The following is a 25,349-nucleotide window of genomic DNA, read 5'->3' on the forward strand; positions in this document are numbered from 1 at the left end:
TGCAGGGCCGGCTTTTGGTGTATGCTGGCGGCATGAACAATGACACCGACATCCAGCTCAGCGGCCCCTTCAAGGCCACCGACGGCTCCGGCCGTGCCCACGACATCAAGGCCATCCGCATCTTCGACGAAGGCTACGGCATCATCGACGTCTACGTCGATTTCGCCGCCCCGCTCGAAGCGGGCGCCTGCAAGGACAAGACCCTGGTCGGCCACATCCTGGCCCGCCTGCGCAGCCTTGGCTATGTAGGCCCCGACTTCGGCCATGGCGACCTGGGCTTGCAAGACAAGAAACTGATCGTCCTGGAAGCGCCTGAGGAATTTTCTGCCTTTGCCGTGAGCAAGGGCTGGAAGGATCTATCCGCCGAATTTGACGAAGACTGAGAACACCTGACCAAATCTACTGCGCGCCGCGCTTTGCGGCCGGCGATGCTCACCGTGCTTTAGCACGGCTGCGCTTCCCGGCCACAAATCACTGCCGCTCGCTACGATTTTGTCAGGTGTTGTAAAGTACCAATAGTATCCGCGCCGCGCCAGCTTCTGCTGCCGCGGCGTTTTTCATGGGCGACAACTTAGTTCAGCTTAGTTCAAATAACGCGCGCTCCAGGCAGCGATGACGTTGGCGACATAGGCCGCGTCGTCGCGACCCGTCAACAGGTGGTCGGCATCGTCGAGCGAAACGAAGCTTTTCGGGTGCTTGGCGGCCGTAAAGATCTCCATCGCGTTCGACAGGCTGACCGTCGTGTCGTTCGGCGCGTGCATCACCAGCAGGGCGCGGCGCAGGCCGGCGATGTGGGTCTTCAGGCTGTGGCTGCCCGCGTCGTCGACGAATTGCTGGCGGATGCGGAAGGGCCGCCCTTCCAGCTGCACCAGCGCTTCGCCTTCGGCGGCGATTTGCTCCAGATGCGCGCTGAACATGCGCGTCACGTACGCGGGCGTGCTGGGCGCGGCCAGGGTGGCGATAGCGGTGGCTTCCGGCACTTGCGACGCGGCGGCCAGCACGGCGGCGCCGCCCAGGCTATGGCCGATCAGCAATTGCGGCGCGGCATGTTTTGCCCGTAGGAAATCAGCGGCGGCGACCAGGTCGTCCACGTTCGATGAGAAATTGGTGGCGGCGAACTCGCCTTCGCTGGCGCCCAGCCCCGTGAAGTCGAAGCGCAGCACGGCGATGCCGTGTTCCGTGAGACCTTGCGCGATGCGCCGCGCGGCCAGCACATCCTTGCCGCAGGTAAAACAGTGGGCGAACAGCGCATAGGCGCGGATGGCGCCGTCAGGCGCATCGAGCCGCGCCGCCAGCACATGGCCGTGCGCGCCGGGAAAATCTTGCCGGGTGGATTTCATTGTCTCAGATCAAAGCTGCCGCGCAGGGCGGCCGAAGGCGCATTGTAGCGCCGCCCGGCCGCCGCCGCTGGCGGCTGGCAAGCTTCAATCACGCTTGGGAATATCCACGCCCCTGGCAACGGCTGGCCTGGCCAGGAAGGCGTCCAGCGCGCGCTGCACGTTCGGGAAGTTGGCAAAGCCGACGAGATCGCCCGCGCCATAGAAGCCCACCAGGCAGCGCACCCACGGGAAGATGGCGATGTCGGCAATCGTGTACTGGCTCCCCATGATCCAGTCACGGCCCTGCAGGCGCTGCTCGAGCACGCCCAGCAGGCGCTTCGCTTCGCCGATATAGCGTTCCAGCGGACGCTTGTCTTCATAATCCTTGCCGGCGAATTTGTGGAAGAAGCCCACCTGGCCAAACATGGGGCCGATACCGCCCATCTGGAACATCAGCCATTGGATCGTTTCATAGCGCAAGCCCGCGTCCTGCGGGATGAACTTGCCCGTTTTCTCGGCCAGGTACAGCAGGATGGCGCCCGACTCGAACAGGGCCAGCGGCTTGCCATCGGGGCCGTCCGGGTCGAGGATGGCGGGAATCTTGTTGTTCGGATTGAGGGACAGGAAGGCAGGCGACAGCTGGTCGTTTTGCTCGAAGCTGACCAGGTGCGGCTCGTACGCCAGGCCCAGCTCTTCCAGCAGGATCGAGACCTTGATGCCGTTCGGCGTCGGCAGCGAGTACAGCTGCAAGCGCTCGGGATGCCGGGCAGGCCATTTTTGGGTGATGGGGAAGTCGGAGAGTTGGGACATGGAAATCCTTTTGAGGTGTATGACGTGGCACAAGCAGGCAAGTATAGCCAAGCATGACAGTTTCAGCAGGACAACACATTCAGCCAAACAAGCCATGCAAAAACCAGCGCGGCGCGGCATCTTCTCCGCTGCCGGCGATGCGTTCGCGGTAGACCCAGTAATGGGCGTGATCGAGTCCTTCGGCAATGAAATAATCGCGCGCCTGCGACTGCCCCCACCAGCCCGCCTCAATGCGTTCGGCGACAGACACCATTTTCAACGGCGAGCCATAAAACGGCCGGTGTTCGCGCATCAGGAGGGCGATGGGCTGGGCCAGCAGCCAGCCGGGACGGGGCATGCCGGACAAGCCGGGCGGCAAGTCCGGCTGCGCGTTTTGTGCGCCTGGCCTGGCCGGCAGCGGCAGCCACTGGTTGGCCGCTTCGGGCCGGTAATCGGCGCGCGGCGCCGCCTGCAAGACATTCTCGGCGCCCAGGCGCGCCACCAGCAATTCCAGCAAGCGCTGGCGCTCCTGCGGCGTGCCGCCCGGCTCGGGAAACAGGGTGTCGCTGGGCGGCGCCATCGGCTGCACCTGCAGCGCTTCCAGGGTGAGGCCGATCACGGGCGCCTCCAGCACCAGCTGCGCCAGGCGCTCCTTGAGCAAGCGCAATAAATGCTCGTCGCGCCAGACGGCCTCGCCCAGGGCCAGGTCGATGACGGTGGGCGGGCGCGCCACCCTGCCCCGCTCGTGCGCCAGCAGCAATTGGATGCGTTCGACGGCGAATTGCCGCGCGCACAGCCAGCCCGTCATTTGCTGCAGCAGACGGCGCGCGCCGAACAGCAGCGCTTCCGCGTGCTCCACGCGATCGAACAGTTCCAGGCTGGCGCAAAACGTGGGCGGCGCTTCGAGCCACAGGTACAGTTCCGTGCCGTGGCCATGCGCATCGTCGAGCATGTCGAGCAAGGCCCCGCCGCAACGGCGCTGCAAGCCGGGCCGCGGCAAATGGCGCAACTGCCCCAGGGTGCGGCAGCCGATGCCGTCCAGCCATTCCAGCCAGGGGCGCGCGGGCGGCAGCAAGGCGCATGGCAAGCCGTCGAGGCGGCGCACCAGGCTCTCCATGCCCAGCACGCGGCCCCGGCGCGTCCCGGCGCGCGCCAGCAGCCAGGCGCCGCGCGCCGTGGGGGCGCACGACAGCTGGGCCGTGTAGCCCAGCGCGCGCAAGCTGGCCGCAATCTGCCGGCACAGGGCGCGCACGCCGCCGAACAGGCGCAGGCTGGCGCCCGCATCGACGAGCAGGGTCGCTTCCTCGCCCTGCGCCACCAGCGGCGAATATTGCAGCAGCGCCAGCGCCACCGCTTGCAGCGCCTGCGCCTCCAGTGCCAAAGAGCGCTCGTGCAGGCGCGCCTGCGGCGCCAGCATCAGCGCACCCGCGCGGCGCATGCCCGGCCGGATACCCGCCGCCCGCGCCAGCGGCGACACGGCCATCACTTGCTCCTGCTCCAGCACCACGCCGAGAAGGTCAGCCGACCAGCGCGGGCAAAACACTTCGAGCGGGAGCCGGGGCAGGTACAGGCCGATCCAGAGTCGCATGGCGTAGCAGTAATGAAGGAGGTTGCAGGGGCAGGAACAGGGGCGCGTCGCGCTGCGGTCCCCGGCGCTTGATGAAGCCGATCTCGATGCCGCCGGCGGCCGGGCGCACGGACAGGCGCAGCGGCGCCGGCGACGCATCCTGCGCGCCATGCAAGGGGCGCAGCATGCAGAACAGGGTGTTGCCGGACTGCGCGGCCAGGTGCAGGCGGCGCAGGCTGTCGGCGCGCACGTGCGGCTGCCAGAACAGCAAGGCGCCGCACGTGCCGCTGCGCAAGATGTTTTCCGCCGCCCACAGGGCATCCTTGCTGCCGGCGCTCTTGAGCCACAGCAGTTGCGACGGCGCCAGCCCCTGCGCGGCCAGGGCCAGCGCCTGCGGCGGATGGGGCGGCTGCAGCAGCACGATGGGCAAGCCCGGCAGCTGCGCCAGCGCGGGCGCCAGCAGCCGCACTTCGCCGCTGCCCGGCTGCTGCACCAGCAGATCGATGAGGCTGCCGCAGGGCCAGCCGCCGCCGGGCAGCTGCGCGGACAGGGCGGCAAAGCCCGTGTCCAGGCAGCGCGTGGCGCCCTGCCCCAGCTGCGATGCGCGCCACAGGGACGGGTGCAAGGCTTCCGGCGAGGCCATCAATTGGGAATGTTGCATAATTGAATATGAAGATGAATACTGTATGCATATACAGTACTATCCAGTCCCCCTTTTGGCAAGGCATATCTGCGCATCCCCATCCGGGGGCCGTCCCGCGACGTCCGAAAAACACCGTTTTTCACATCGATTGCTGTACCATAAGCACTCTCCTTACCGCTCGGCAATGCACCGGGCGGCTTCCTCCGTCCATAAGGAAACGCATTTGACCACCATCCAACTCATCAGCGCCATCGTCTTCGGCCTCGCGCTCATCCATACCTTCGCCGCCAAGTCGTTTGAAACATTATCGCGGCGCCATCCCCGCCATGCGGGCTTGCTGCATTTGCTGGGCGAAGTGGAAGTCGTGTTCGGCTTCTGGGCTTTCATTCTGATCATCATCATGGCCTTTGTCTCGGGCGGCGATGCCGCCATCGAGTATGCCGAGTCGCGCCATTACACGGAGCCGCTGTTCGTCTTTGTCGTCATGGTCGTGGCCGCTTCGCGCCCCGTGCTCGACGCCGTGCAGCGCCTGTTGAAGGGCGTGGCGCGCGTGATGCCGCTGCGCACGGAACTGGCCCTCGTCTGGCTGGGCCTGGCGCTCGTGCCCCTGACGGGCTCATTGATCACGGAACCGGCCGCCATGACCCTGGCCGCGCTGATGCTGGCGCCGCAAATCTTCCGCCCGGGCATCCCTGAATGGCTGAAATACGGCGCGCTGGGTGTGCTCTTCGTCAACGTTTCCATCGGCGGCACCCTCACCTCGTACGCGGCGCCGCCCGTGCTGATGGTGGCCACCACGTGGAACTGGGACAGCGCCTACATGGCCACCCATTTCGGCTGGAAGGCCGCCATCGCTGTGCTGGTCAACGCCACGGGCGTGAGCATCTTGCTGCGCAAATATCTGCACAGCAACACCTCCGACATCAAGCCGAAGGCTGGCGAAGTGGAAGCATCGAAGGTGCCGCTGGCCGTCAGCCTGGTGCACATGATCGTGCTGGCCGGCGTCGTCACCCTGGCGCACCATCCCGTGCTGTTCATCGGCCTGTTCCTGTTCTTCCTCGGCTTCGTGCAGGCGTATGAGCGTTATCAAAGCCCGCTGATCCTCAAGGAAGGCTTGCTGGTCGGCTTCTTCCTGGGCGGCCTGGTGGTGCTGGGCGGCATGCAGCAATGGTGGCTGCAGCCCATCGTTTCCAGCCTGAAACCGCTGGCCCTGTTCTTCGGCGCCCTGGGCTTGACGGCGATTACCGACAATGCGGCCCTCACCTACCTCGGTTCGCTGATCGTCGGCATGACGGACGAAGCGAAGTACATGCTGATGGCCGGCGCCGTGGCCGGTGGCGGCCTGACCGTCATCGCCAATGCGCCGAACCCGGCCGGCGTGGCCCTGCTGCGCCGCGGCTTCAAGGATGAATCGATCGGCGCCGTCGGCCTGCTGGCGGGCGCCCTGCTGCCGACGGCCGTGGCGGGCCTGGCCTTCCTGGCCCTGTAAGACACTACACGGGGCGGCTGCCGGCCGCCCCCACTCCCCTCACCTTCCCCTCAGTTACCTTCCTCAGTTCCTTCATACACGAGGAAATGCAGCCGGTCATAGAACAGGCTGTAGGCATAGTCGAACGTGCCCACGCTGCGAAAACCCTTGTGCAGATACACTTGCAGCGCTTCGCTCTTTTCCCACACCGTCAAGGTGATGCGCGCGCAGCCCTTGCGGCTGGACAAGTCGCGGATCTCATGGAACATCTGCCTGAATAAACCCTGGCCCCGGTATTTTTCGTCGATGGCCAAACTGCTGACGAAACAGTCGTCGGCGCGCGCATGCGCGAGCACGAAGGCGTCATACGCATCGTCGAGCGCCTTCATGTCATCGCGGTAATACGAGACGGCGCCGCACGCCTGGAACTCGTCCATCGTCGCGGCCGTGAAAAAGCCGATGAAGCGCCCGTCCTCGTCATGCAGGCCGTGGATATGCGCCAGGTAAGGGTCGATGTTCTGCCGCCGCTGCAATTCAACGAACTGCAGATTGAGTTTATTGCCGAACGAACAGTATTCCAGGTAACTGGTGGCAAACAGCAATTTGGCCATGCGGTTCTTCGCCTCGTCGCCCAGCAGCTCGCCCGGCACCAGCGTGAGCGGCGCATGCGACAGCAAGCCCGCCTGAGCCTCGTCACCTGGCGGGGCGGTATCGCCGGCGGTTGGCATGCGGCTGCCGTGGCGGCCCACGGTGGGGCGCCAGAAGTTGCCGGCGGCAATATGCTGCGAACGATGGGCCAGCAGGTAGCGGCAAAAAACGTCATTCACGCGGTCGAGCTGCGGATCGTCCGACAGCACCGAGTAATAGTGGAAATGTTCGATATCCGCCCGCAATTGGGCAGCATACGCCATGCGCGGCACTTCCTCGATATCGAACACGTCGACGATATTGGGCAAGATCAAAGGATCGTCGAGTTGCCAGCCGATTTCGTCGAGCCGCGCCACGCAGCGCGCATACGCGCGCCGTTCCTCATCGCTCAAGGGGATGTGCATGTCGGTAATGATATCGTCCAGCAAGCGCATGCCGCGGATGCCGCCCGCCACCGCTTCCCGCGCGCCGTCATACAGCACGCAATAGCGCTGGTAAAACTCGGCATGGCTGAGCAGGGTCACGCCCAGGTTTTTCTTCCATTCGGCATAAAACTGGCCAAACAGCCGCGCCTCGAATTGCGGGCAGGAACGGGGAATCTGCGCATCGATACCCGCATACGCGCGGTTCACATTGCGCTGGATCACACGCAGCGCCGCATCGTTCTTCTTGGCGATCAGCATGCCCGTTTCATCGAGAAACAAATTCATCCAGCTGACATGCCGGCGCTCTTCGCTGTCATCATCCTTGCGCTGGAAATAATCGGGCACTTCCGGCTTCATCAGGAAAATCGTCGCCGGATTGTGCGGGATCGTATCGACATCCATATACAGGCCGCCGTACTCGCACATGATGAGGATGCGGAAATAATCGGACAAGGTGGCGAAATAGCGCTGCGTATGCAGGGTATCGAGGATATCGAAGCGGGCCGGCGCGAAGTCCAGCGCCAGCGCGCGCAGCGAATTGATATGCAGGGTCGTGCCGCCGATGTCGTAGCGGCCTATCGTGTAGCGCCCGGCGCCGCCCGTGGGGCTGAAGCGCTCGTCATCGCGCAGCTGCTGCGCATCCCACACCCACAGGATGGAAACATACGGCGCGCCGCCGTTGCAGCGCACGTCGTCGAGCGCCGCGCCCCACTGCTGGATCGCCTCGCAGGCGATGGCCGGCAGGGGGCCGCCCATCCAGATGCGGTGCAGGTAGCGCTCGTCCTCGCCGAGCGCGCGCGTGGGGATGCAGCTGAGCGAGGAACAGCTTGCCGCATTGAAATGGTTGAAGTTCAGGGCGACGAAGCTGCGCAGGGCCGCGATGCCCGCCTGGTGCTCCGCGGCCAATTGCTCCAGGTCGCTGCCAGCCGGCCTGACATCGGCCAGGGTGATGTAATCGAGTTTCAGCCGGTTGATGCGAAACTCGTATTCCAGGTTGAAAATCTTTGCTTGATCGTGTTTCGAGGCCAGGTCATCTATTTTCATGGGCGCACCATTTTCCGCAGGAGAGTGTCAATAAACGTCGCAGGAGATAAAACAAGGTCGACAACATGCGCATCGTTGCGCCATCAATGCCGGGCGAGCAGCACCTCGCTTTCCCGGCGTCCCGCCATGCCCCGTGTGAACAGCAGCAGGCAGGCCGTGATGACCACGATGACGGGGATATTCAGCAGCGCATACGTTTCCAGCGCATAGCCGAAGCGCTGGCACAGCACGTTGTACAGCTGCAGCCAGGCGGACAGATAAATGCAGTACAGCAAGCTCATGGCGGCCGTCGTCAAGGTCATCGATTCCTTGCTGGCCGTGAGCGCGCTGCGGATCAGGGCCCCGTTGAACAGGCCGAAGCCGATGGAATAGACAAACATGCAGGCCGCAAACACGTCGACGTGGTGGCGGCCCGCGCCGGCGCCCAGCATGCCGGCGGCCGCGATCAGCCCGCCCAGGCGCAGCAGGGACACGAGGGGGAAATCCTGGCGCAGGCGCTGGATGGCGATGCTGCTGAGAACGAAACCGGACAAGATCACGCATTGCAGCGCGATATACGTGGCGTAGGAGGCGCCCATTTCCTGCAGCACGAAGAGGGGCGAAAAGCCGATCCAGGCCGTCAGGGGCACGGTGGCCAGTCCGGCCGTGAACATGCCGAACATGAAGCGCCGATTGCTGAAAATGGCGCCATAGCTGCGCGCGATGGCAGCCAGGTCCAGACGCGCGACCCTGGGGGCCGCGCGCGGCATGGTCTTGCACAGGCCCAGCAAGGACAGCAGCGCCAGCAGGCCGGAGAGGAAAAACACGTAGCGCCAGTCCAGCCGGCTGATGATGGCGCTGCCGAGGATCGGGCCGGCCAGGGGCGCGAGGATGGTGGTGCTCGACAGAATGCTGCTCAGCTTGACGGCCGCCATGTCGTCGAACAGTTCATGGATCATGGCGTAGCCGACGAAGATGAAGCAGCAGCCCATGCCCTGGATGAAACGCGCGACGAGAAATTGCTCGATCGAAGCGGTCAATGGCACGGCCAACGTGGCCAACAGGAACAAGGTATTGCCGGTCAACACGAGCTTGCGCTTGCCGATGGCGTCGGCCAGGGGCCCCAGGAATATCTGCAGGGAACTGCCGCCCAGCAGATACAGGCTCAGGGACAAGGGGACGAATTTCGCCTCCGCCTGGAACTCGCCGACGATGCCCAGCATGGCCGGCATGATCATGTCGTTCGACAGATAGATATTCAGTTCAAAGACGAGGAAAAACGCAAAAAACCACAGCAACTGCTTGGACTTGATGGACATGGCGCGTTCCGTAACGTGGGTGGCTGCCGTCAGTGCGTGCCGGCTGTCGGGGCATGGGACGGCGGACACGACTTCACTGAAAACGTGTACCAATTGTATACCAGTTAGTATTTTTAGCGCCTGTTTTTGTGATTTTTAAATACCGCAGCAATACCACTTTAGAAAAATCACTGCTGCTGCGGCATTGAAAATCGGCACCGGAAAGGGCGCGGCCAGCGTGCCGGCGCGCGGCAGCGGTCCTGCGGGAGAAAGGAAAGCGATGCGTACCAGTGCCTGCGCACCGTTGCGGCGCGCGGCACGGCAGCTTATCGGCGGCGGTGGCTGGCGAAGAAATCGAGCAGCATCTTGCTGGCGTCGGGCTTGGCCTTGTCGTTAAACGGCAGGCTGGCGTCGCCGCCGCTCCAGGCGTGCTCGAGGTGCTCGACCTGCGCCACGCGCAGCAACACCTGCTTGCCCACCTGATAATCGTGCAGCCCATACGCATGGGCCGGATTGCGCCCGCCCGCCGCGCCGCCAGGCAAGCGCTGCGCCGTCACCACGGTATCGACCGGCAAGCGGTTGACGCGCACGCTCTGGCGCACCAGCTGCGTCTGGTTAATGGGCCGCACCACCTTGTCGGCCAGCCCTTGCAGCAGGATGGTGGGCAGGCGGGGAAACGCGGGCTGGCGCGCCAGCACTTCATCGATGGCCGCGTCGGCGCGGGCGGCCGCACCATGCTGCATCACGCCCAGCGCGCCGATCAGGTTATGCCCGGCGCCAAACACGGGCCCGGAATGCAGGCCCAGCGCGGCGAACAGCTGCGGATGGTTCAGAGCCACGATATGCGCCATGCCGGCGCCGGCGGAAATGCCGCAGATATAGATGCGCGCGCGGTCGATCGCATAACGGGCCGCCACCTGCTCGATGGCGCCGACGATCAGGCGCACATCGCCGCCGCCGTCCTGCGTCAGCTTGTCGTACCACTTCCAGCAGCGGCGCGCATGCGAACGCAGCGATTGTTGCGGATACAACACGGCATAGCCCTTGCGCTCGGCCAGGCGGTTCATGCGCGTGCCTTCGGCAAACTGCGTGGCGCTCTGCTCGCAGCCGTGCAGCATCACCAGCAGCGGCCGGCCCCGGCTGCGCATGGCGGCGCTCGGCGCCTTCTCGGGCAGGTACAGGAAATATGGCAGGCGCCGGCCCGGCAACTGCCCCAGTTCCGGCAACGGCGCATAGTGGGCGGCCAGCCACTTGCCCGGCGGGGGCGCCGTTCGCTTGCGCACGCGCGGGGGCGACAGGGGCGTGCCGAAGGGCGCCAGGGCGGGCAGCGCGTCGCTGGCGGGCCTGGCGCGCGGCTTGTGGCTCGCCTGCGTGGTCTTGGCCACGACCTTGCTGCGGGCTTTGGCCTTGGGCTTGGCCGGCACGGGGCCGAACAGCACCTTGGCCAGCTTGCTGGCCGTGCGCTGCTGCGCCTTACCGGCGCGCAGCAGCCCGCGCAGCCATTTGGTGGCGGGCTTTACCATGGCAAGCGGCGCGCATGGCGTGGTGGAGCGTACCGCAAGTTCATCCCACTGCATCGTTGCATCGTCAGCATGTGCGGCCTCCTCCGTAGAATGCATAGAGTACCGCAATTGTCTGGCAACACCGTACGTTTGCACACGGATAAAAGTGCCGCTGGCACGATTGAGGCAGATCAAGCGCGACCTCGTGCGCATGCTTAATCTGGATGTTCGATCCGCACTTCACCAGAGGAGAGAACACCATGAGCTATCTGGACCGCGACATCCTGGGCATGTACCGCAACCACGACGGCCCGGGGCCGGCACTGATGGGGGCAGATACCCTGCTCGGCGACGATGTCTACAATCACAACGACGAGGAACTGGGCGACATCAAGGAAATCATGCTCGACATGCGCACGGGCCAGATCGCCTATGCCGTGCTGTCCTTCGGCGGCATCCTGGGCATGGGCGACAAGCTGTTTGCCGTACCCTGGGAACGCCTGACCCTGGATACCGTCAACAAGCGCTTCCTGCTCAACGTGGACAAAGACTTGCTGAAAGACGCCCCCGGCTTCGACAAGAACAACTGGCCCGACATGGGCAGCGAAGCGTGGAACCAGCAGATGGAAGCCTTCTATGGCAGCGGCACGCGCTACGGCAGCGGCGCCATGGCAGGCAGCCGCATGCCATCGGGCAGCGACCTGCGCGGCAGCGCCAGCCTGCAATCGGGCAGCGAAAGCAGCATGTCCGGCACCTCCATGAGCGGCAGCCGCGCCGGCACGGGCAGCAGCCAGGGTGGCTCGCGCTCATCGCTCGGTGATGATGAGCAGGATCAACGCCAGCCGGACTAGCGGTAAAACCGCGTCATGCAGCCTACGCGTGGGCCGAAGGCAAAAAACCTAGCGCTGCATCGACTCCCATACCTTTTGCAGGCGCTTGGCCGAAACAGGCATCGGCGTGCGCAATTCCTGCGCGAACAGCGACACGCGCAGCTCTTCCAGCATCCAGCGGAAGTCGACCAGTTTCGGGTCCGTGTTCTTGCCAGCCTGGCGGTCCTTGGCCTGGCGCAAATACGGCGCGGCCGCCGATTGCCACTCGGCCATCAACTTGGTGTCGCGCGCTGGGTCGGCGCGCAGCTTTTCCAGGCGCACATTGATCGCTTTTAAGTAACGGGGGAAATGCGCCAGCTGCGTGTACTCGTTTTCCGTCAGGAAACGCTTATGCACGAGTCCCTGCAGCTGCGACTGGATATCGGTGGCCGCCGCTGCAGGAATATTCTGCAGGCGCTTGGGCAAGCCGTGGAATTCCGTCAGTACTTGCGACAGCAGGCGGGCGATTTCATTGACCAGCAAGACCAGGCGCGACTTGCCCTCCGCCTGGCGCTTGGCGAACGAGGCGGCGTCCAGCGGCAGCGGATCTTGCAAGCAAGCAATATCGAGCGCCTTGTTGATGATTTGCTCGCGCAGCTCTTCCTGCGAACCGAGGGCCATGAATTGCATGCCCATCTGCTGCAAACCGGGGATGCTTTTCTCGACGTACTTGATCTGCTCCTTCATTTGCAGCGCGAACAGGCGGCGCAACCCCACCTTGTGTGTGCGGGCGGCTACGGTCGGGTCGTCGAACACTTCCAGGTCGCAATGCGTGCCCTTGTCGACCAGCGCGGGGAAGCCGATCAGGGTCAGCTTGCCTTGCACGATTTCGAGCAACTCCGGCAATTCTCCAAAGGTCCAGCCCGTCAAGCCCATGTGCTGCGAGACGGTGGCATTGCCCGACGCCGGCGCCGCAGCGGCGGCTGCGCCCTTGGCCGGCGCGCCGCCCTTGCCTGGCGCCGCGTTGGCACCCTGCGCTTGCGCTTGCAGCCGCGACGCCACTTGCGCGCCCGCCACCTTGGCACCGGGCGTGCCCGTGCCGGACACGCCCGACACTTCGGCCAGTTTCTGGAAACTCTGGCGCGCCTGGCCGCCGAATTCCGCTTGCAGGGTGGCCAGGTTGCGGCCCATATCCAGCTGGCGGCCATGCTCGTCGATCACCTTGAAATTCATGAAGTGATGGGCAGGCAAAGTTTCCGGCTTGAAATCCGTCGTCAGCACATTGATCGTGATCTGCGTGCGGATGTCGAGGATGATGGCGTCGACCAGGTCGCCGCGGCCAAACACGCCCGCTGCATGCACGCGCTCGCAGAACTTGGCCGCGTAATCGGGCAGCGGCACGCAGTGGCGACGCAGCTTTTGCGGCAGCGATTTCAACAGCAGATGCACTTTTTCCTTCAGCATGCCCGGCACCAGCCATTCGCAGCGTTCGCGCGGCAACTGGTTCAAGGCATACAGAGGTACCGATAACGTCACGCCATCGCGCACGCTGCCCGGCTCGAAATGGTAGGTGAGGCCCATTTCCAGACCCGTCACGGACATGGTTTTCGGGAACAGGTCGGTGGTCACGCCTGCCGCTTCGTGGCGCATCAGCTCTTCGCGGTTCAGGTACAGCAGCTTCGGGTTCTCGCGTATGGCCTCTTTATGCCATTTCTCGAAACCGGCGCCATTGCACACGTCCGCCGGCAGCAATTTGTCGTAGAAGGCGGCGATCAGTTCATCGTCGACCAGCACGTCCAGGCGGCGCGATTTGTGCTCGAGGTTTTCGATGTCCTTGATCAGCTTGTGGTTGTGCGCAAAGAATGGCGCACGCGTGTCGAAGTCGCCGCCCACGAGGGCGTCGCGGATGAAGATTTCGCGCGCTTCCGGCAAGTTGAAATTGCCATAATTGATGCGCCGCTGGCTGTACACCACCAGGCCATACAGGGTCGCCCGTTCGGACGCCGTCACCTGCGCCGAGCGTTTTTCCCAGCGCGGCTCGCCCCACGATTTCTTCAGCAGGTGCTCGCCCACCTTTTCCAGCCATTCGGGCTGGATCTGCGCCACGCAGCGCGCGTACAAACGCGTCGTGTCGACCAGCTCGGCCGCCATGATCCACTTGCCCGGTTTTTTCAGCAGCGAGGAGCCGGGCCAGATATGGAACTTGATGCCGCGCGCGCCCAGGTAGCCCGCGCCCGGCTCGTCCTCTCCCTTGAAACCGATATTGCCCAGCAAGCCAGTCAGCAAGGCCATGTGCAGATTATCATAGGTGGCGGGTGCTTCGTTCAGGCGCCAGCCCTGTTCCTTGACGATGGTCAACAACTGCGAGTGCACGTCGCGCCATTCGCGCAAGCGCATCTGCGACAGGAAGTTCGTGCGGCAATTGTCTTGCAGCTGGCGGTTGGTTTTCTTGTGCTCGATGGCCGACTCGAACCAACGCCAGATTTTCAGATAGCTGAGGAATTCCGATTTTTCGTCGGCAAATTTCTTGTGCGCCTCGTCGGCCGCCTGCTGGTGCTCCATCGGGCGGTCGCGCGGGTCTTGCACGGACAGGGCCGAGGCGACGATCAGCACTTCCGTCAGGCAGGCGTTGTCGAGCGCGGCCAGGATCATGCGGCCCACGCGCGGGTCCAGCGGCAGCTTGGCCAGCTTGTTGCCCAGCGGCGTGAGCTTGTTGACGTCATCGACGGCGCCCAGCTCCTGCAGCAGCTGATAGCCGTCGGCCACCGCGCGCGCCAGCGGCGGCTCAATGAATGGGAAAGTTTCCACGTCCGTCAGGTGCAATGACTTCATGCGCAGGATGACGGCCGCCAAGGAGGAGCGCAGGATTTCCGGTTCCGTGAATTTCGGGCGCAGCAAATAGTCCTGCTCTTCGTACAGGCGGATGCAGACGCCGTCGGCCACGCGGCCACAACGCCCGGCGCGCTGGTTGGCGGCCGACTGGGCGATCGGCTCGACTTGCAGCTGCTCGACCTTGTTGCGGTAGCTGTAACGCTTCACGCGCGCCAGGCCCGCGTCGACCACGTAGCGGATGCCGGGCACCGTCAGCGACGTTTCCGCCACGTTGGTAGCCAGCACGATGCGGCGCGCATTGCTGGTCTTGAACACGCGCTCCTGCTCTTCGGCCGACAGGCGGGCGAACAGCGGTAAAATTTCCACGTGCGGCGGGTGGTGCTTGCGCAGCGCTTCGGCGCAGTCGCGGATTTCGCGCTCGCCCGGCAAGAACACCAGCACGTCGCCCGAACCGATGCGGCACAGCTCTTCCACGCCATCGACGACGGCATCCATCAAATCGCGCTTTTCGCGCGCGGCGGCCGTCCTCTGCCCCGGCTTGTCGGCGCCGCTACTACCCGCGCCGGCACCCGGCATGGCCACCTGCTCCCGTTCGACGGGACGGTAGCGCACTTCCACCTGGTACAGACGGCCCGACACTTCGATCACGGGCGCCGGTTTTTCCGGCGTGCCGAAATGGCGCGCAAAGCGTTCCGCGTCGATGGTCGCCGAGGTGATGATGATTTTCAGGTCGGGCCGGCGCGGCAGCAGCTGCTTCAGATACCCAAGCAGGAAGTCGATGTTCAGGCTGCGTTCGTGCGCTTCATCGATGATGATGGTGTCGTAATTTTTCAACAACGGGTCGGTCTGTGTCTCGGCCAGCAAGATACCGTCCGTCATCAGCTTGACGGACGCGCCCTTCGTCAAGGTGTCGGCAAAGCGCACCTTGAAACCCACGGTTTCGCCCAGCGGCGTGCCCAGCTCCTGCGCGATGCGCTTGGCCGTCGACGAGGCGGCGATACGCCGCGGCTGCGTGTGGCCGATCAAGCCCTTCTGGCCGCGTCCCAGTTCCAGGCAAATCTTCGGCAATTGGGTCGTCTTGCCGGAACCCGTCTCGCCCGAGACGATGATCACCTGGTTTTCCGTCAAGGCCTTGGCGATTTCTTCGCGCCGGCCCGAGACGGGCAAGTCTTCCGGATACGTGATCGGCGGCAGCGGGTTGCGGAAAGCCTTTTCCGCTTCGCGCGCGGCGCGGGCCGCATCGCGGGCTTCGCGGCTTTCCTGCCCCTCGCGCGGCGGGCGCGCGGCCTGGGGCTTGCCCTCTCCCGATCGCTGCTGCTGTTGCTGTTTCTGCTGTTCCGCGCGCGGCGCTTGCTGCCTTTGCTGGCTCACGGGCGGGCGCTGGCGGCCCTGCGCAGGCGTGGCCGCAGGCGCGGAAACATCCCCGCTGGCGGGCACATTTGCAACGGTGGAAGGAGGGGAAGACTTATTGCTGGCTGAAGACATTGTTTTTTACAGGTATTTTAAGCGCGCACATCGCGCAGCGAATTATAATGCGCTTAATGGAAAACCCTACCCAATTCGTCCAATGGCTGCGCTCAGTCGCGCCCTACATCCACGCCTTTCGCGGCAAGACCTTCGTGGTCGCCTTCCCCGGTGAACTCGTCAGCGCCGGGGCGCTGCAGGTGCTGGCCCATGATTTGTCCCTGCTGCATGCGCTGGACATCAATGTCACCGTCGTCTACGGCTCGCGGCCGCAGGTGGCGGAACAACTGGCCTTGCGTAACGTCGAAGGCCGCTTCCACAACGGCGTGCGCATCACGGACATTGCCGCGCTGGAATGCGCGAAGGAAGCCGCCGGCGAGCTGCGCCTCGATATCGAGGCCGCGTTCAGCCAGGGCTTGCCGAACACGCCCATGTCGCACGCGGCCATCCGTATCATTTCCGGCAACTTCATCACGGCGCGCCCGCTGGGCGTGATCGATGGCGTGGACCTGGAACTGACGGGCATCACGCGCAAGGTCGACGCCGAAACCATCCATTCCATCCTCGGTTCGGACGGCCTGGTGCTGCTGTCGCCGCTGGGCTTTTCGCCCACCGGCGAAGCGTTCAACCTGACCATGGAAGACGTGGCGTGCAGCGCCGCCATCGCCCTGCACGCGGACAAGCTGATTTTCATCACGGAAACACCGATGATGGAAGACGCGACGGGCGTGGAAATCCGCGAACTGTCGTCGCACCAGGCCGAAGCCGTGCTGATGGCCGGCTTCCTGCCCGACGCCACGGCGTTTTACCTGAAACATTGCGTCAAGGCATGCCACAACGGCGTCGAGCGCTCGCACATCGTGCCGTTCTCGATGGATGGTTCCGCCCTGCTGGAATTGTTTACCCATGATGGCGTGGGCACCATGATCAGCCATGAAAACCTGGAAAGCTTGCGCCAGGCCACCATCGAAGACGTGGGCGGCATCATCAAACTGATCGAACCGCTGGAAGCGGACGGCACTTTGGTCAAGCGGGGCCGCGAGCTGATCGAACGCGAAATCGATTATTTCTCCGTCATCGAGCATGACGGCGTGATCTTCGGCTGCGCCGCCCTGTACCCGTTCCCCGCGCAAAAGATGGCAGAAATGGCATGTTTGACGGTCAACCCGGAAGTGCAAGCCCAGGGCGATGGCGAACGCATCCTGAAACACATGGAAAACCGCGCCCGCGCCGCCGGCCTGAACAAGCTGTTCGTGCTGACCACGCGCACCTCGCACTGGTTCAAGAAACGGGGCTTCGTGCCGGCTACGGTCGACGATTTGCCGAAGGACCGCCAGCATATGTATAACTGGCAACGTAAATCCCAGGTTCTCATCAAGACACTGTAAAACTGAAAAAGCCCGGCATGCCGGGCTTTTTCTTTACTGAAACACCTTTACTGAAACACCATTACTTGATGTTCAGCGGGGCAAACGACTTGACCAGGTCGTCGAGCGCCTTCAATTGCGCCAGGAACGGCTCCAGCTGGTCCAGCGGCAAGGCGCTGGGGCCATCGCAGCGGGCGTTGTCGGGATCAGGGTGGGCTTCCAGGAACAGACCGGCGATGCCGACGGCCAGGCCGGCGCGGGCCAGATCCGCCACTTGCTGGCGGCGGCCGCCCGAAGCGGCGCCGCCGGGGTCGCGTTGCTGCAGCGCATGCGTGACGTCGAAGATGATCGGCAAGTCGTCGCACGTCTTCTTCATGACGCCAAAGCCCAGCATGTCGACCACCAGGTTGTCGTAGCCGAGGCAGGTGCCGCGGTCGCACAGGATCAATTGATCGTTGCCCGCTTCCTTGAATTTCTCGACGATATTGGCCATCTGGCCAGGACTGAGGAATTGCGGTTTCTTGATGTTGATCACTTTACCGGTTTTCGCCAGGGCCACGACGAGGTCCGTCTGGCGCGCGAGGAAGGCGGGCAATTGCAGCACGTCCACCACTTCGGCCACTTGCTGCGCCTGCCATGGTTCATGCACGTCGGTAATCACGGGCACGCCGAACGCCGCCTTCACGTCCTGGAAGATGCGCATGCCTTCTTCCAGGCCCGGACCACGGTAGGAATGGATCGATGAACGGTTGGCCTTGTCGAAACTGGCCTTGAACACATATGGAATGCCCAGTTTTTGCGTGACGCGCACGTATTCTTCGCAAGCGCGCATGGCGAGATCGCGCGATTCGAGCACGTTGATGCCGCCAAACAGCGCAAAGCTGCCTGTATTGCTGACATCGATGCCATGGACTTTCACTGAGGTCATAGGGATTCCATATTGGTTAATTGCTACTACTTGGTTGGAAGAGGCGCCGCCAGCGGCTGGCGCGATAAGGCATCTTACTAGCTAGGGCGGCGCAGATCAAATTTGATCCAGCGCAAGGGCGCGGCAAACGGCGTGTCGCCAGGCCGCGACGGCCCCGCGAGGGCAGGCGCAAAGTGCCTTATAATCACGCTTTATCTCTACACTGATTCAGGAGCACAGATGGCCCGCACGATCCACTGCATCAAACTCAACAAGGAAGCCGAAGGACTGGATTTCCCGCCGTACCCGGGCGAACTGGGCAAGAAGATTTACGAATCCGTGTCGAAGGAAGCGTGGGCTGCCTGGCTCAAGCACCAGACCATGCTGGTCAATGAAAACCGCCTGAACCTGGCCGACGCGCGCGCCCGCAAATACCTGGCCACGCAGATGGAAAAGCATTTCTTCGGCGATGGCGCCGATGCGGCCATGGGTTACGTTCCACCTACGGAATAAGCTGTATCGCTTGCCCGTGACCACGTCACGGGCAGTTTCACCTTCGTTTCACGCCTTTCCCCGCCGTTTCACGGCACCGCCTCCCCGTTTCGTCGCAAGCCGCTCGCCGCCCACGCCGCCGGCTGGCACAGTACGTCCATCGACAACCTCACACCAAGGCGGACACCATGTTGCAGCAAATCTTCAGCCACACTCCCCTCTACGTCTGGGCCATCCTGGGCTTTCTCGTCTACCGCGGCGTGCTGGCCAGCCGCGCCCGCGAAGTGAGCTTGCGCAAGCTGTGCATCATTCCCCTGGTCATGCTGGCCCTGTCGCTGAGCGGCGTACATGGCAGTTTCGGCTTGGCCGGCATGGCGCCGTTCGCCTGGGTCGCCGGCGCGCTGGCCGGCGCGGCGCTGGCATGGTCGCTGACCAAGACAGACACCATCGTGGCCATTCCCCAGAGGGGCAGCGTGCAGCGCCCCGGCAGCTGGGTACCCATGATCTTGATGATGAGCATTTTCTGCATGAAATATGCGGTCGCCGTGACCCTGGCCATCGCCCCGGCCTATGCCCATGCGGCCGGCTTCATCGTACCTGTCTGCCTCGCCTATGGCTGCTTCAGCGGCATCTTCCTCGGCGGCTTGCTGCGCACCGTGGCCGTGTACCGCCAGGCACACATGACAAGCGGCCCGCAAGGGGCCGCCGTTTAACACATCTATGCCGGCGAACGCCGGCTATCATCTTAGTACGCCAGGGTACGCACGCCTTCTGGCATGCCCAGCAGGCAAACGTTGGCGCCGCGCACGGCGAACAGGCCGACAGCGATGACGCCGACGATCTGGTTGATCTGCTGTTCCAGCGCCACCGGGTCGGCAATTTTCAAGCCCAGCACGTCGATGATCTCGCCGCCGTTATCCGTAATGAACGCTTCGGTGGTGCCTGCCTTCAGGCGCAGGCGGGGCGTGCCGCCCAGCGCGGCCAGCTGGCGCGACACGGCGGCGCGCGCCATCGGCACCACTTCCACCGGCAGCGGGAAGGCGCCCAGGGTTTCCACCAGCTTGGAGCCGTCGGCGATGCAGACGAACTGTTTGGATACGGAAGCAACGATCTTTTCACGCGTCAATGCCGCGCCGCCGCCCTTGATCATGGCGCCGCTGGCCGTGATTTCATCGGCGCCGTCGATGTAGACGGCGATCGACTCGACATCGTTCAAGTCGAAGACGGGAATGCCATGGCCGGCCAGGCGCGCGGCCGTCGCTTCGGACGACGCAACCGTGCCTTTGATGCTGTCCTTGATCTTGGCCAGTTCATCGATGAAGAAATTGGCGGTGGAACCGGTGCCGACGCCGATGATTTCACCTTTTACTACGTAGTCGATGGCGGCGCGGGCTACGGCTTGCTTCAATTCGTCTTGGGTCATGGCATTCAGGCTAAAGTGAGGAATGGCGCTATTTTAACGGATTGCCAGCCCGGCCAGCCGGCCATCATGACCGACAAGGCGCCGCGATACAACAGGCAAGCGCGAAAACCTTGCCCTAAGGCAATTGCGCGTCCATTTACACTCTATGCCCTTTAAAATATGCGAAAATGGCACGATAGCCCCGATATGACGTTTCAGGAATAGCACATGAATCACAGTAAACAGGTACTTGTTGTCGATGACAGCCGGGTTTCACGTTTGATGTCGCATCAGTTCATCCTCAGCAAACATGCCGACTGGCAAGTGATTGAGGCGGCGACGGGTGAGGAAGCCCTGGAGAAAGTCAAGACCGCCACCCCTGTGCTGATACTACTGGATGTCAACATGCCCGGCATGGGCGGCATCGCGGCGGCGGAACAATTGCGCGCGCTGTGTCCGCAGACGAATATCATTCTCGTCACGGCCAATGTGCAGAACGCCACCCGCAACCGCGCCAGCGAACTGGGCGTCGGCTTCATGGAAAAACCGATCACGGAAACGCGCATCCACCAGCTGATCGAATCACTGGGACTGTGAGCATGGTCAATCTTTCCGAACTCGAGAATGATGCCCTGGTAGAGATATTCAACATCGGGGTGGGCCATGCGGCGGCGGCCATGAGCGAGATCGTGAATGAAGAAGTCACCATGTCGGTGCCGTCGATCACCTTCCTGAACCGTGCCGACGCGGCCGCCTTGCTGGGCAGCAAGAAGGATGGCGAACGCATCTGCGGCGTCAGCCAGCATTACGATGGCGCTTTCGCCACCGAAGCCATCCTGATGTTTCCCGAGGACAAGAGCCTGGAAATCGTGCGCCTGATGGTGGGCGACGCCATGCCGCTGCAGGAACTGACGGAGATGGAACAGGAGGCGATGAGCGAGATCGGCAACATCATCCTCAACTCCTGCGTCGGAACCCTGGCCAACCTGTTCGACAGCGAACTGCATGGCTCGCTGCCCCTGTACCACGTGGGCACCAGTGCGGAAATCCTGTCCTCGTTCGGCGGCCAGGATGACGAAGCCGTCGTGCTGATGCTGCATATCGACTTCGTGCTGTCCAAGCACCAGATCCATGGCTATGTGGCCTTCGTGCTCGACCTGTCCGCCCTGCACGACCTGAAACAGCAGGTCAGCCGCTACCTGGCCAAGGTCCTGGGACAGGCGTGACGATCATGCCGGATGCATTGCATCGACTCGCCCTGCTCGAGAGCATACTCGGCGCCGTGAACCTGGGCGCCATCGTGCTCGATGAACAGCACCGCATCGTGCTGTGGAACAGCTGGATGGCGCGCCACTCGGCCCGCCAGGCCGACGCCGTGCTGGGCCAGGATTTCTTCGCCGTTTTTCCGGAAATGCGGCACAAGCGCATCGATTCGGCCATCACCCAGGCCCTGCGCGACAATTTCCAGTCGCTGCTGTCGCAAACCCTGCACAAGGCGCCGTTTGCGCTGTACACGCATGGCGCGGCCACGGGCGGCAACGACGCCGAGGAACGCATGCAGCAAGCCATCGCCGTCACACCGATCAATTTACCCGATTCGCCGCGCCACTGCCTGATCCAGATCAATGACGTCACCATCGCCGTGGGACGCGAAAAGCTGCTGCGCGAACAGACCATGGTCTTGCGCTCGCAAACCTTTTCCGACGGCTTGACGGGCATCGCCAACCGCCGCCACTTCGACGTGGCGATCGAGAAGGAAGTGCGGCGCGCCATGCGCACCAGCAGCCCGCTGTCGCTGCTGATGATCGACATCGACCATTTCAAAGATTACAACGACCATTACGGCCATCAGCAGGGCGATGATTGCCTGATCCGCGTGGCGGCCGAGCTGGCCGCCATGCTGCAGCGCCCCACCGACTTGCTGGCCCGCTATGGCGGCGAAGAATTTGCCGCCATCCTGCCCGATACGGACGCGGCGCAGGCGCTGCGCATGGCCGAGGCAATCCGCCAGCATGCGGCCGACCTGCGCATTGCGCATGCCAAGACGGGCAATGAAGTCAAGCACATCACGGTCAGCATCGGCATCGCCACGCAGTACCCGCAGCAGCCGCTGGCCATCTCCGCCCTGATCGGCGCCGCCGACCGCGCCCTGTACCAGGCCAAGGGCGCCGGGCGCAACCGCGTGATGGCGCAGCCGCTATAAAAAAAGCAACGCAGGGCAAATGATTCCAGTAGACATCTTTACGGCGTGTGCGTAGACTCGTCACTGATTGCAGCAACAATAACAAGAATTTATCTGTGGTATCTATCCCTGCGCATGGCCCACCCATGCGGGACATGGCCAGGAGCGCTTGTGAATCTCGATCCTCCCCTCAAATCCGGCTTGCCGGGTGCCGGCATGGATACGACCATGGTGAACGGCATGCGCCTGCTGCTGTCGAGCGCCACCTTGCTGACCCTGTTCATCGACCCCGAAAGCGCCGGCAAACTGAGCAATATCACCTGGCTGATCTTTTCCGCCTACACCATGCACAGCCTGTTGCTCTATGTGCTGGCCCTGCTGGGCTTCAGCCTGCCGCAGGACATCCTGCTGTACTGGCTGGACGTGACCTGGTATGCGCTGATCGTGTTTGCCACCAGCAGCCACAACAATTTATTCTTCCTGTTCTTTTTCTTTGCCATCCTGACCTCGTCGTTCCAGCGGGGCTTCGAGGAGGGCGCGCGCATCACCCTGGCCTCGGCCGGCCTGTTTGCCGCCACCGCCCTGTTCGGCGAAACGGATGCTGAACTGTCGCGCCTGCTATTGCGCACCACCTTCCTGCTGGCGCTCGGCTACATGATCGCCTACTGGGGCGGCTCGGCCATCACCCAGCGCAGCCACCTGGCGCTGCTGCGCGATGTCAGCCAGCTGTCCAATCCGCGCTTCGGCGTCGACCAGACCATCACCTCGGTGCTGGAAAAAACCCGCAGTTATTTCAACGGCCGCAGTTGCCTGCTGATCATGCAGGACAAGGGCACGCGGGTCTGGTCGCTGCGCAGCGTGATTCATACGGGCACGGGCGTCGTGCATACGAGTTCGTTCCTCAGCGACGACGCGGCCAGCCCCCTGCTCGCTTTCCCGTACGACAAGATCGCCCTGTACAACCAGCCCGCCGGCCGCTGGCTGCCATGGTCCGGCGGCGCGCGCATGCTCGAGCCCGACAGCGGGCGCTGGCTGCGGCACGACGACGCGGCGGGCGGCCGCCTGGCCGAACTGCTCGAAGCGCACGCCTTCATCAGCGCACCGCTGCCCTTGCGCAATGGCAAAGGCCGCATCTTCATCGTGTCCGCCACCAGCATGAGCAAGACGGACGCCCTGTTTCTCAGCCATATCGGCGCGCAGGCCTTTCCCGTCATTGAAAACATCGATCTGCTCGACCGCCTGGCGTCGCAGGCGGCCTCGCGCGAGCGCGAAAAGATCGCGCGCGACTTGCATGACACGGCCGTGCAGCCGTATATCGGCTTGCGCCATGGCCTGGCCGCCCTGCGCAACGAAGCCACACCGGGCAACCCGCTGCTGCCGGAGCTGGAAAAGCTGATCATCATGTCGGGCCAGGTAATCGCCGACCTGCGCAGCTACGCGCGCACGTTCAAGAACGGGCAGGTGCAAAGCGAGCCGGAACTGCTGGTCGCGCTGCGCCGCCAGGCCACGCAGATCCGCGAATTCTATGGCATCGACATCGCCCTGCATATCGAAGGCGACCTGCACATCAACGACCGCCTGGCGGCCGAAGTGTTCCAGATCGTCAACGAGGGCATGAGCAATATCCGCAAGCATACGTCGGCGCGCCACGGCGCCGTCAAGCTGACCTGCGTGCAGGGCGCGCTGCACATCAGCATCGACAACGAATGCGCCGCCGCGCACGTCCCCGACTTCCTGCCCGACTCGCTGGCCGAGCGCGCCGCCGCCTTAGGCGGCACCGCCCGCGTCACGCATGGCATGCTGGGCAACACCTCCGTGCAGATCGAGATCCCCATATGAATGACTTACGCCACATCCCTCCGGCCGGCCATGTCATCAGCGTCATGCTGGTGGACGATCACAAGACCATGCTGTGGGGCCTGGAGCGGCTGATCGGCGGCGAGCACTCGGGCATGCGCGTGGTCGCCACGGCGTCCGACAGCGCCGAGGCGCTGGAGCAGGCGAAGGCGCTGCAACCGGATGTGATCGTGCTGGACCTGGACCTGGGCGGCATCAGCTCGCTGGCCATCCTGCCCGCGCTGGCGCAATGCGGCAGCACGCGCGTGCTGGTGCTGACGGCCAGCCACGACCAGGCCATCCTGGACCAGACGGTACTGAAAGGCGCGCGCGGCATCGTCAGCAAGGACGCGCCGGCGGAGATGGTCTTGAAAGCCATCGAAAAGGTGTACCAGGGCGAACTGTGGCTGGAACACGCAATGCTGGGACGTATGCTCACCCATCTGACGCAGCCCGGCGGCGGCTCGGCGCAAGCCATCGCCATCGCCAGCCTGACCCTCAAGGAAAGGAAGATCATCGCCGCGCTGGTGCACGGCAGCGGCACGCCGGCCAAGCTGCTGGCGGACCAGCTGTTCATCTCCGAACACACCTTGCGCAATCACCTGACGTCGATCTACCGCAAGCTGGGCGTGTACAACCGCCTGGAACTGTACGCCTACGCCACCAAGCACCAGCTGGGCCAATTGCCGCCCGGCGCCTGACGCCGCTACCCCCCCCCCGCACGGCCACTGCACGGCCGCGCACGCCCTTCCCCCGCAGCCCCCTGCGCCAGCCACCGGCATGGCCTCCCTTCGCCCGCGCGCGCCCAACTCGACCATGACAATTGTCACGAAAAAAACAAGCAGTTCCTCCTCACGATAAAAGGATGTTCTTCTGATGTAGATCAAGGTGCCGACTTCTATAGTGGCTCTACCGGAGTGCAAATCACCGCGCGGCCCACCACGACACGGAGCACAGCATGCGCTTTGACAAGTTTCTTCCGACAGCCCTGATCACCTATTTGCAGGGCAAGGAAAAGGCTGCGTTCTACCGCTATGCACTTGTGGCGGCCCTCATGGCGGTGGTCTGCATCATCGGACTGCTGGCACTGGGCGAAAGTCCATGAGTGCGCCAGGAAGCAACGCTGCCATGCCGTTTTACCCACCGCTGTACCTTAACCACCACCAGGAGTTGTCATGAACCTCATCAAAAACTTTATCCGCGAAGAAGATGGCGTCACCGCAATCGAGTATGGCCTGATCGCCGCCCTGATCGCCGTGGTGATCATCGCTGCCGTCACCATCGTCGGCACGCAGCTGAAAAAGACATTCAGCACCATCGGCACCAAGCTCACCGCCGCCAACACCGCTGCCGCCTGAGCACGGTACTCCGGGCTG

General features: G+C 63.5%; 23 protein-coding genes. 13 read left to right on the forward strand and 10 right to left on the reverse strand.

Going from position 1 to position 25,349, the window contains the following annotated elements; translation table 11 throughout:
- The first annotated feature begins 32 nt into the window (after positions 1-32).
- Positions 33-383, forward strand: a complete 351-nt coding sequence (locus O3300_RS10490) for a hypothetical protein (protein WP_099668403.1) — start codon at positions 33-35, stop codon at positions 381-383.
- Positions 384-581: 198 nt separating this feature from the next.
- Here O3300_RS10490 and O3300_RS10495 read toward each other — a convergent pair whose 3' ends face one another.
- The 4 genes from O3300_RS10495 to imuA all read right to left on the reverse strand — a co-directional run bounded on the left by O3300_RS10495 (position 582) and on the right by imuA (position 4,336).
- Positions 582-1,340, reverse strand: a complete 759-nt coding sequence (locus O3300_RS10495) for a S9 family peptidase (protein ID WP_305052875.1) — start codon at positions 1,338-1,340, stop codon at positions 582-584.
- Positions 1,341-1,424: 84 nt separating this feature from the next.
- Entirely contained in the window at positions 1,425-2,129 is a 705-nt protein-coding gene (locus tag O3300_RS10500) for a glutathione S-transferase N-terminal domain-containing protein (RefSeq protein ID WP_251350362.1), read from the reverse strand.
- A gap of 79 nt (positions 2,130-2,208) precedes the next feature.
- Positions 2,209-3,696: a DNA polymerase Y family protein gene (locus O3300_RS10505; RefSeq protein WP_099666921.1), complete on the reverse strand. Its 1,488-nt coding sequence runs from the start codon at positions 3,694-3,696 to the stop codon at positions 2,209-2,211.
- Positions 3,626-4,336, reverse strand: coding sequence for a translesion DNA synthesis-associated protein ImuA (gene imuA, locus O3300_RS10510; protein WP_305052876.1), 711 nt, complete (start codon positions 4,334-4,336; stop codon positions 3,626-3,628). The genes O3300_RS10505 and imuA overlap by 71 nt, the downstream gene beginning before the upstream one ends.
- Positions 4,337-4,541: 205 nt before the next feature.
- Between imuA and O3300_RS10515 the strand changes: the two genes are divergently transcribed.
- Positions 4,542-5,807 carry a putative Na+/H+ antiporter gene (locus O3300_RS10515; RefSeq protein ID WP_305052877.1) on the forward strand — a complete coding sequence of 422 codons (1,266 nt, stop codon included), beginning with the start codon at positions 4,542-4,544 and terminating at the stop codon, positions 5,805-5,807.
- Positions 5,808-5,857: 50 nt separating this feature from the next.
- On the opposite strand, the gene O3300_RS10520 is transcribed toward O3300_RS10515, so the two are convergent.
- The 3 genes from O3300_RS10520 to O3300_RS10530 all read right to left on the reverse strand — a co-directional run bounded on the left by O3300_RS10520 (position 5,858) and on the right by O3300_RS10530 (position 10,703).
- Positions 5,858-7,903, reverse strand: coding sequence for a GNAT family N-acetyltransferase (locus O3300_RS10520; RefSeq protein WP_305052878.1), 2,046 nt, complete (start codon positions 7,901-7,903; stop codon positions 5,858-5,860).
- 83 nt (positions 7,904-7,986) lie between these two features.
- Positions 7,987-9,201: an MFS transporter gene (locus tag O3300_RS10525; protein ID WP_305052879.1), complete on the reverse strand. Its 1,215-nt coding sequence runs from the start codon at positions 9,199-9,201 to the stop codon at positions 7,987-7,989.
- Between the two features lie 305 nt (positions 9,202-9,506).
- Positions 9,507-10,703, reverse strand: a complete 1,197-nt coding sequence (locus tag O3300_RS10530; RefSeq protein ID WP_305052880.1) for a PHB depolymerase family esterase — start codon at positions 10,701-10,703, stop codon at positions 9,507-9,509.
- Between the two features lie 239 nt (positions 10,704-10,942).
- Between O3300_RS10530 and O3300_RS10535 the strand changes: the two genes are divergently transcribed.
- Positions 10,943-11,533 (forward strand): PRC-barrel domain-containing protein, encoded by a 591-nt coding sequence (locus O3300_RS10535; RefSeq protein ID WP_305052881.1) that lies wholly within the window; start codon positions 10,943-10,945, stop codon positions 11,531-11,533.
- Positions 11,534-11,581: 48 nt separating this feature from the next.
- On the opposite strand, the gene hrpA is transcribed toward O3300_RS10535, so the two are convergent.
- A complete protein-coding gene (gene hrpA / locus O3300_RS10540) occupies positions 11,582-15,694 on the reverse strand; it encodes an ATP-dependent RNA helicase HrpA (protein WP_369812272.1) in 4,113 nt (1,370 codons plus the stop codon).
- 170 nt (positions 15,695-15,864) lie between these two features.
- Between hrpA and argA the strand changes: the two genes are divergently transcribed.
- Positions 15,865-17,175 carry an amino-acid N-acetyltransferase gene (gene argA / locus O3300_RS10545; protein WP_046685875.1) on the forward strand — a complete coding sequence of 437 codons (1,311 nt, stop codon included), beginning with the start codon at positions 15,865-15,867 and terminating at the stop codon, positions 17,173-17,175.
- A gap of 61 nt (positions 17,176-17,236) precedes the next feature.
- Here the strand turns inward: argA and kdsA are convergent, their stop codons facing one another.
- Positions 17,237-18,082 (reverse strand): 3-deoxy-8-phosphooctulonate synthase, encoded by an 846-nt coding sequence (gene kdsA / locus O3300_RS10550; RefSeq protein ID WP_034750794.1) that lies wholly within the window; start codon positions 18,080-18,082, stop codon positions 17,237-17,239.
- Positions 18,083-18,301: 219 nt separating this feature from the next.
- Here kdsA and O3300_RS10555 point away from each other — a divergent pair, with 219 nt between their 5' ends.
- Together O3300_RS10555 and O3300_RS10560 are read left to right on the forward strand one after the other, a co-directional pair.
- Positions 18,302-18,574: an oxidative damage protection protein gene (locus O3300_RS10555; protein ID WP_034750797.1), complete on the forward strand. Its 273-nt coding sequence runs from the start codon at positions 18,302-18,304 to the stop codon at positions 18,572-18,574.
- Between the two features lie 122 nt (positions 18,575-18,696).
- Positions 18,697-19,266 carry a DUF6622 family protein gene (locus tag O3300_RS10560; protein ID WP_369812288.1) on the forward strand — a complete coding sequence of 190 codons (570 nt, stop codon included), beginning with the start codon at positions 18,697-18,699 and terminating at the stop codon, positions 19,264-19,266.
- A gap of 32 nt (positions 19,267-19,298) precedes the next feature.
- Here O3300_RS10560 and rpiA read toward each other — a convergent pair whose 3' ends face one another.
- Positions 19,299-19,976, reverse strand: coding sequence for a ribose-5-phosphate isomerase RpiA (gene rpiA, locus O3300_RS10565; protein ID WP_077407708.1), 678 nt, complete (start codon positions 19,974-19,976; stop codon positions 19,299-19,301).
- A 207-nt stretch (positions 19,977-20,183) separates the two neighbouring features.
- On the opposite strand from rpiA, the gene O3300_RS10570 reads away from it, so the two are divergent.
- The 7 genes from O3300_RS10570 to O3300_RS10600 all read left to right on the forward strand — a co-directional run bounded on the left by O3300_RS10570 (position 20,184) and on the right by O3300_RS10600 (position 25,331).
- Positions 20,184-20,552: a response regulator gene (locus O3300_RS10570; protein WP_305052884.1), complete on the forward strand. Its 369-nt coding sequence runs from the start codon at positions 20,184-20,186 to the stop codon at positions 20,550-20,552.
- Positions 20,553-20,554: 2 nt separating this feature from the next.
- Positions 20,555-21,181, forward strand: a complete 627-nt coding sequence (locus O3300_RS10575) for a chemotaxis protein CheC (protein WP_034786994.1) — start codon at positions 20,555-20,557, stop codon at positions 21,179-21,181.
- A 5-nt stretch (positions 21,182-21,186) separates the two neighbouring features.
- Entirely contained in the window at positions 21,187-22,158 is a 972-nt protein-coding gene (locus O3300_RS10580; protein ID WP_305052885.1) for a sensor domain-containing diguanylate cyclase, read from the forward strand.
- A 150-nt stretch (positions 22,159-22,308) separates the two neighbouring features.
- A complete protein-coding gene (locus O3300_RS10585) occupies positions 22,309-23,976 on the forward strand; it encodes a sensor histidine kinase (RefSeq protein WP_305052886.1) in 1,668 nt (555 codons plus the stop codon).
- The gene (locus O3300_RS10590) at positions 23,973-24,674 is read left to right on the forward strand and encodes a response regulator transcription factor (RefSeq protein WP_305052887.1); all 702 of its coding nucleotides are present in this window, start codon (positions 23,973-23,975) and stop codon (positions 24,672-24,674) included. Before O3300_RS10585 ends, O3300_RS10590 begins: the two co-directional genes overlap by 4 nt.
- Before the next feature lie 257 nt (positions 24,675-24,931).
- Positions 24,932-25,078: a hypothetical protein gene (locus O3300_RS10595; RefSeq protein WP_158300249.1), complete on the forward strand. Its 147-nt coding sequence runs from the start codon at positions 24,932-24,934 to the stop codon at positions 25,076-25,078.
- A gap of 70 nt (positions 25,079-25,148) precedes the next feature.
- Complete coding sequence (locus O3300_RS10600; RefSeq protein ID WP_305052888.1) at positions 25,149-25,331, forward strand: Flp family type IVb pilin; 183 nt, start codon at positions 25,149-25,151, stop codon at positions 25,329-25,331.
- The last annotated feature ends 18 nt before the right edge of the window (positions 25,332-25,349 follow it).

It is taken from the genome of Janthinobacterium sp. SUN206 (assembly GCF_030587305.1).
In the GTDB taxonomy this organism is placed as follows: Bacteria; Pseudomonadota; Gammaproteobacteria; order Burkholderiales; family Burkholderiaceae_D; genus Janthinobacterium; species Janthinobacterium kumbetense.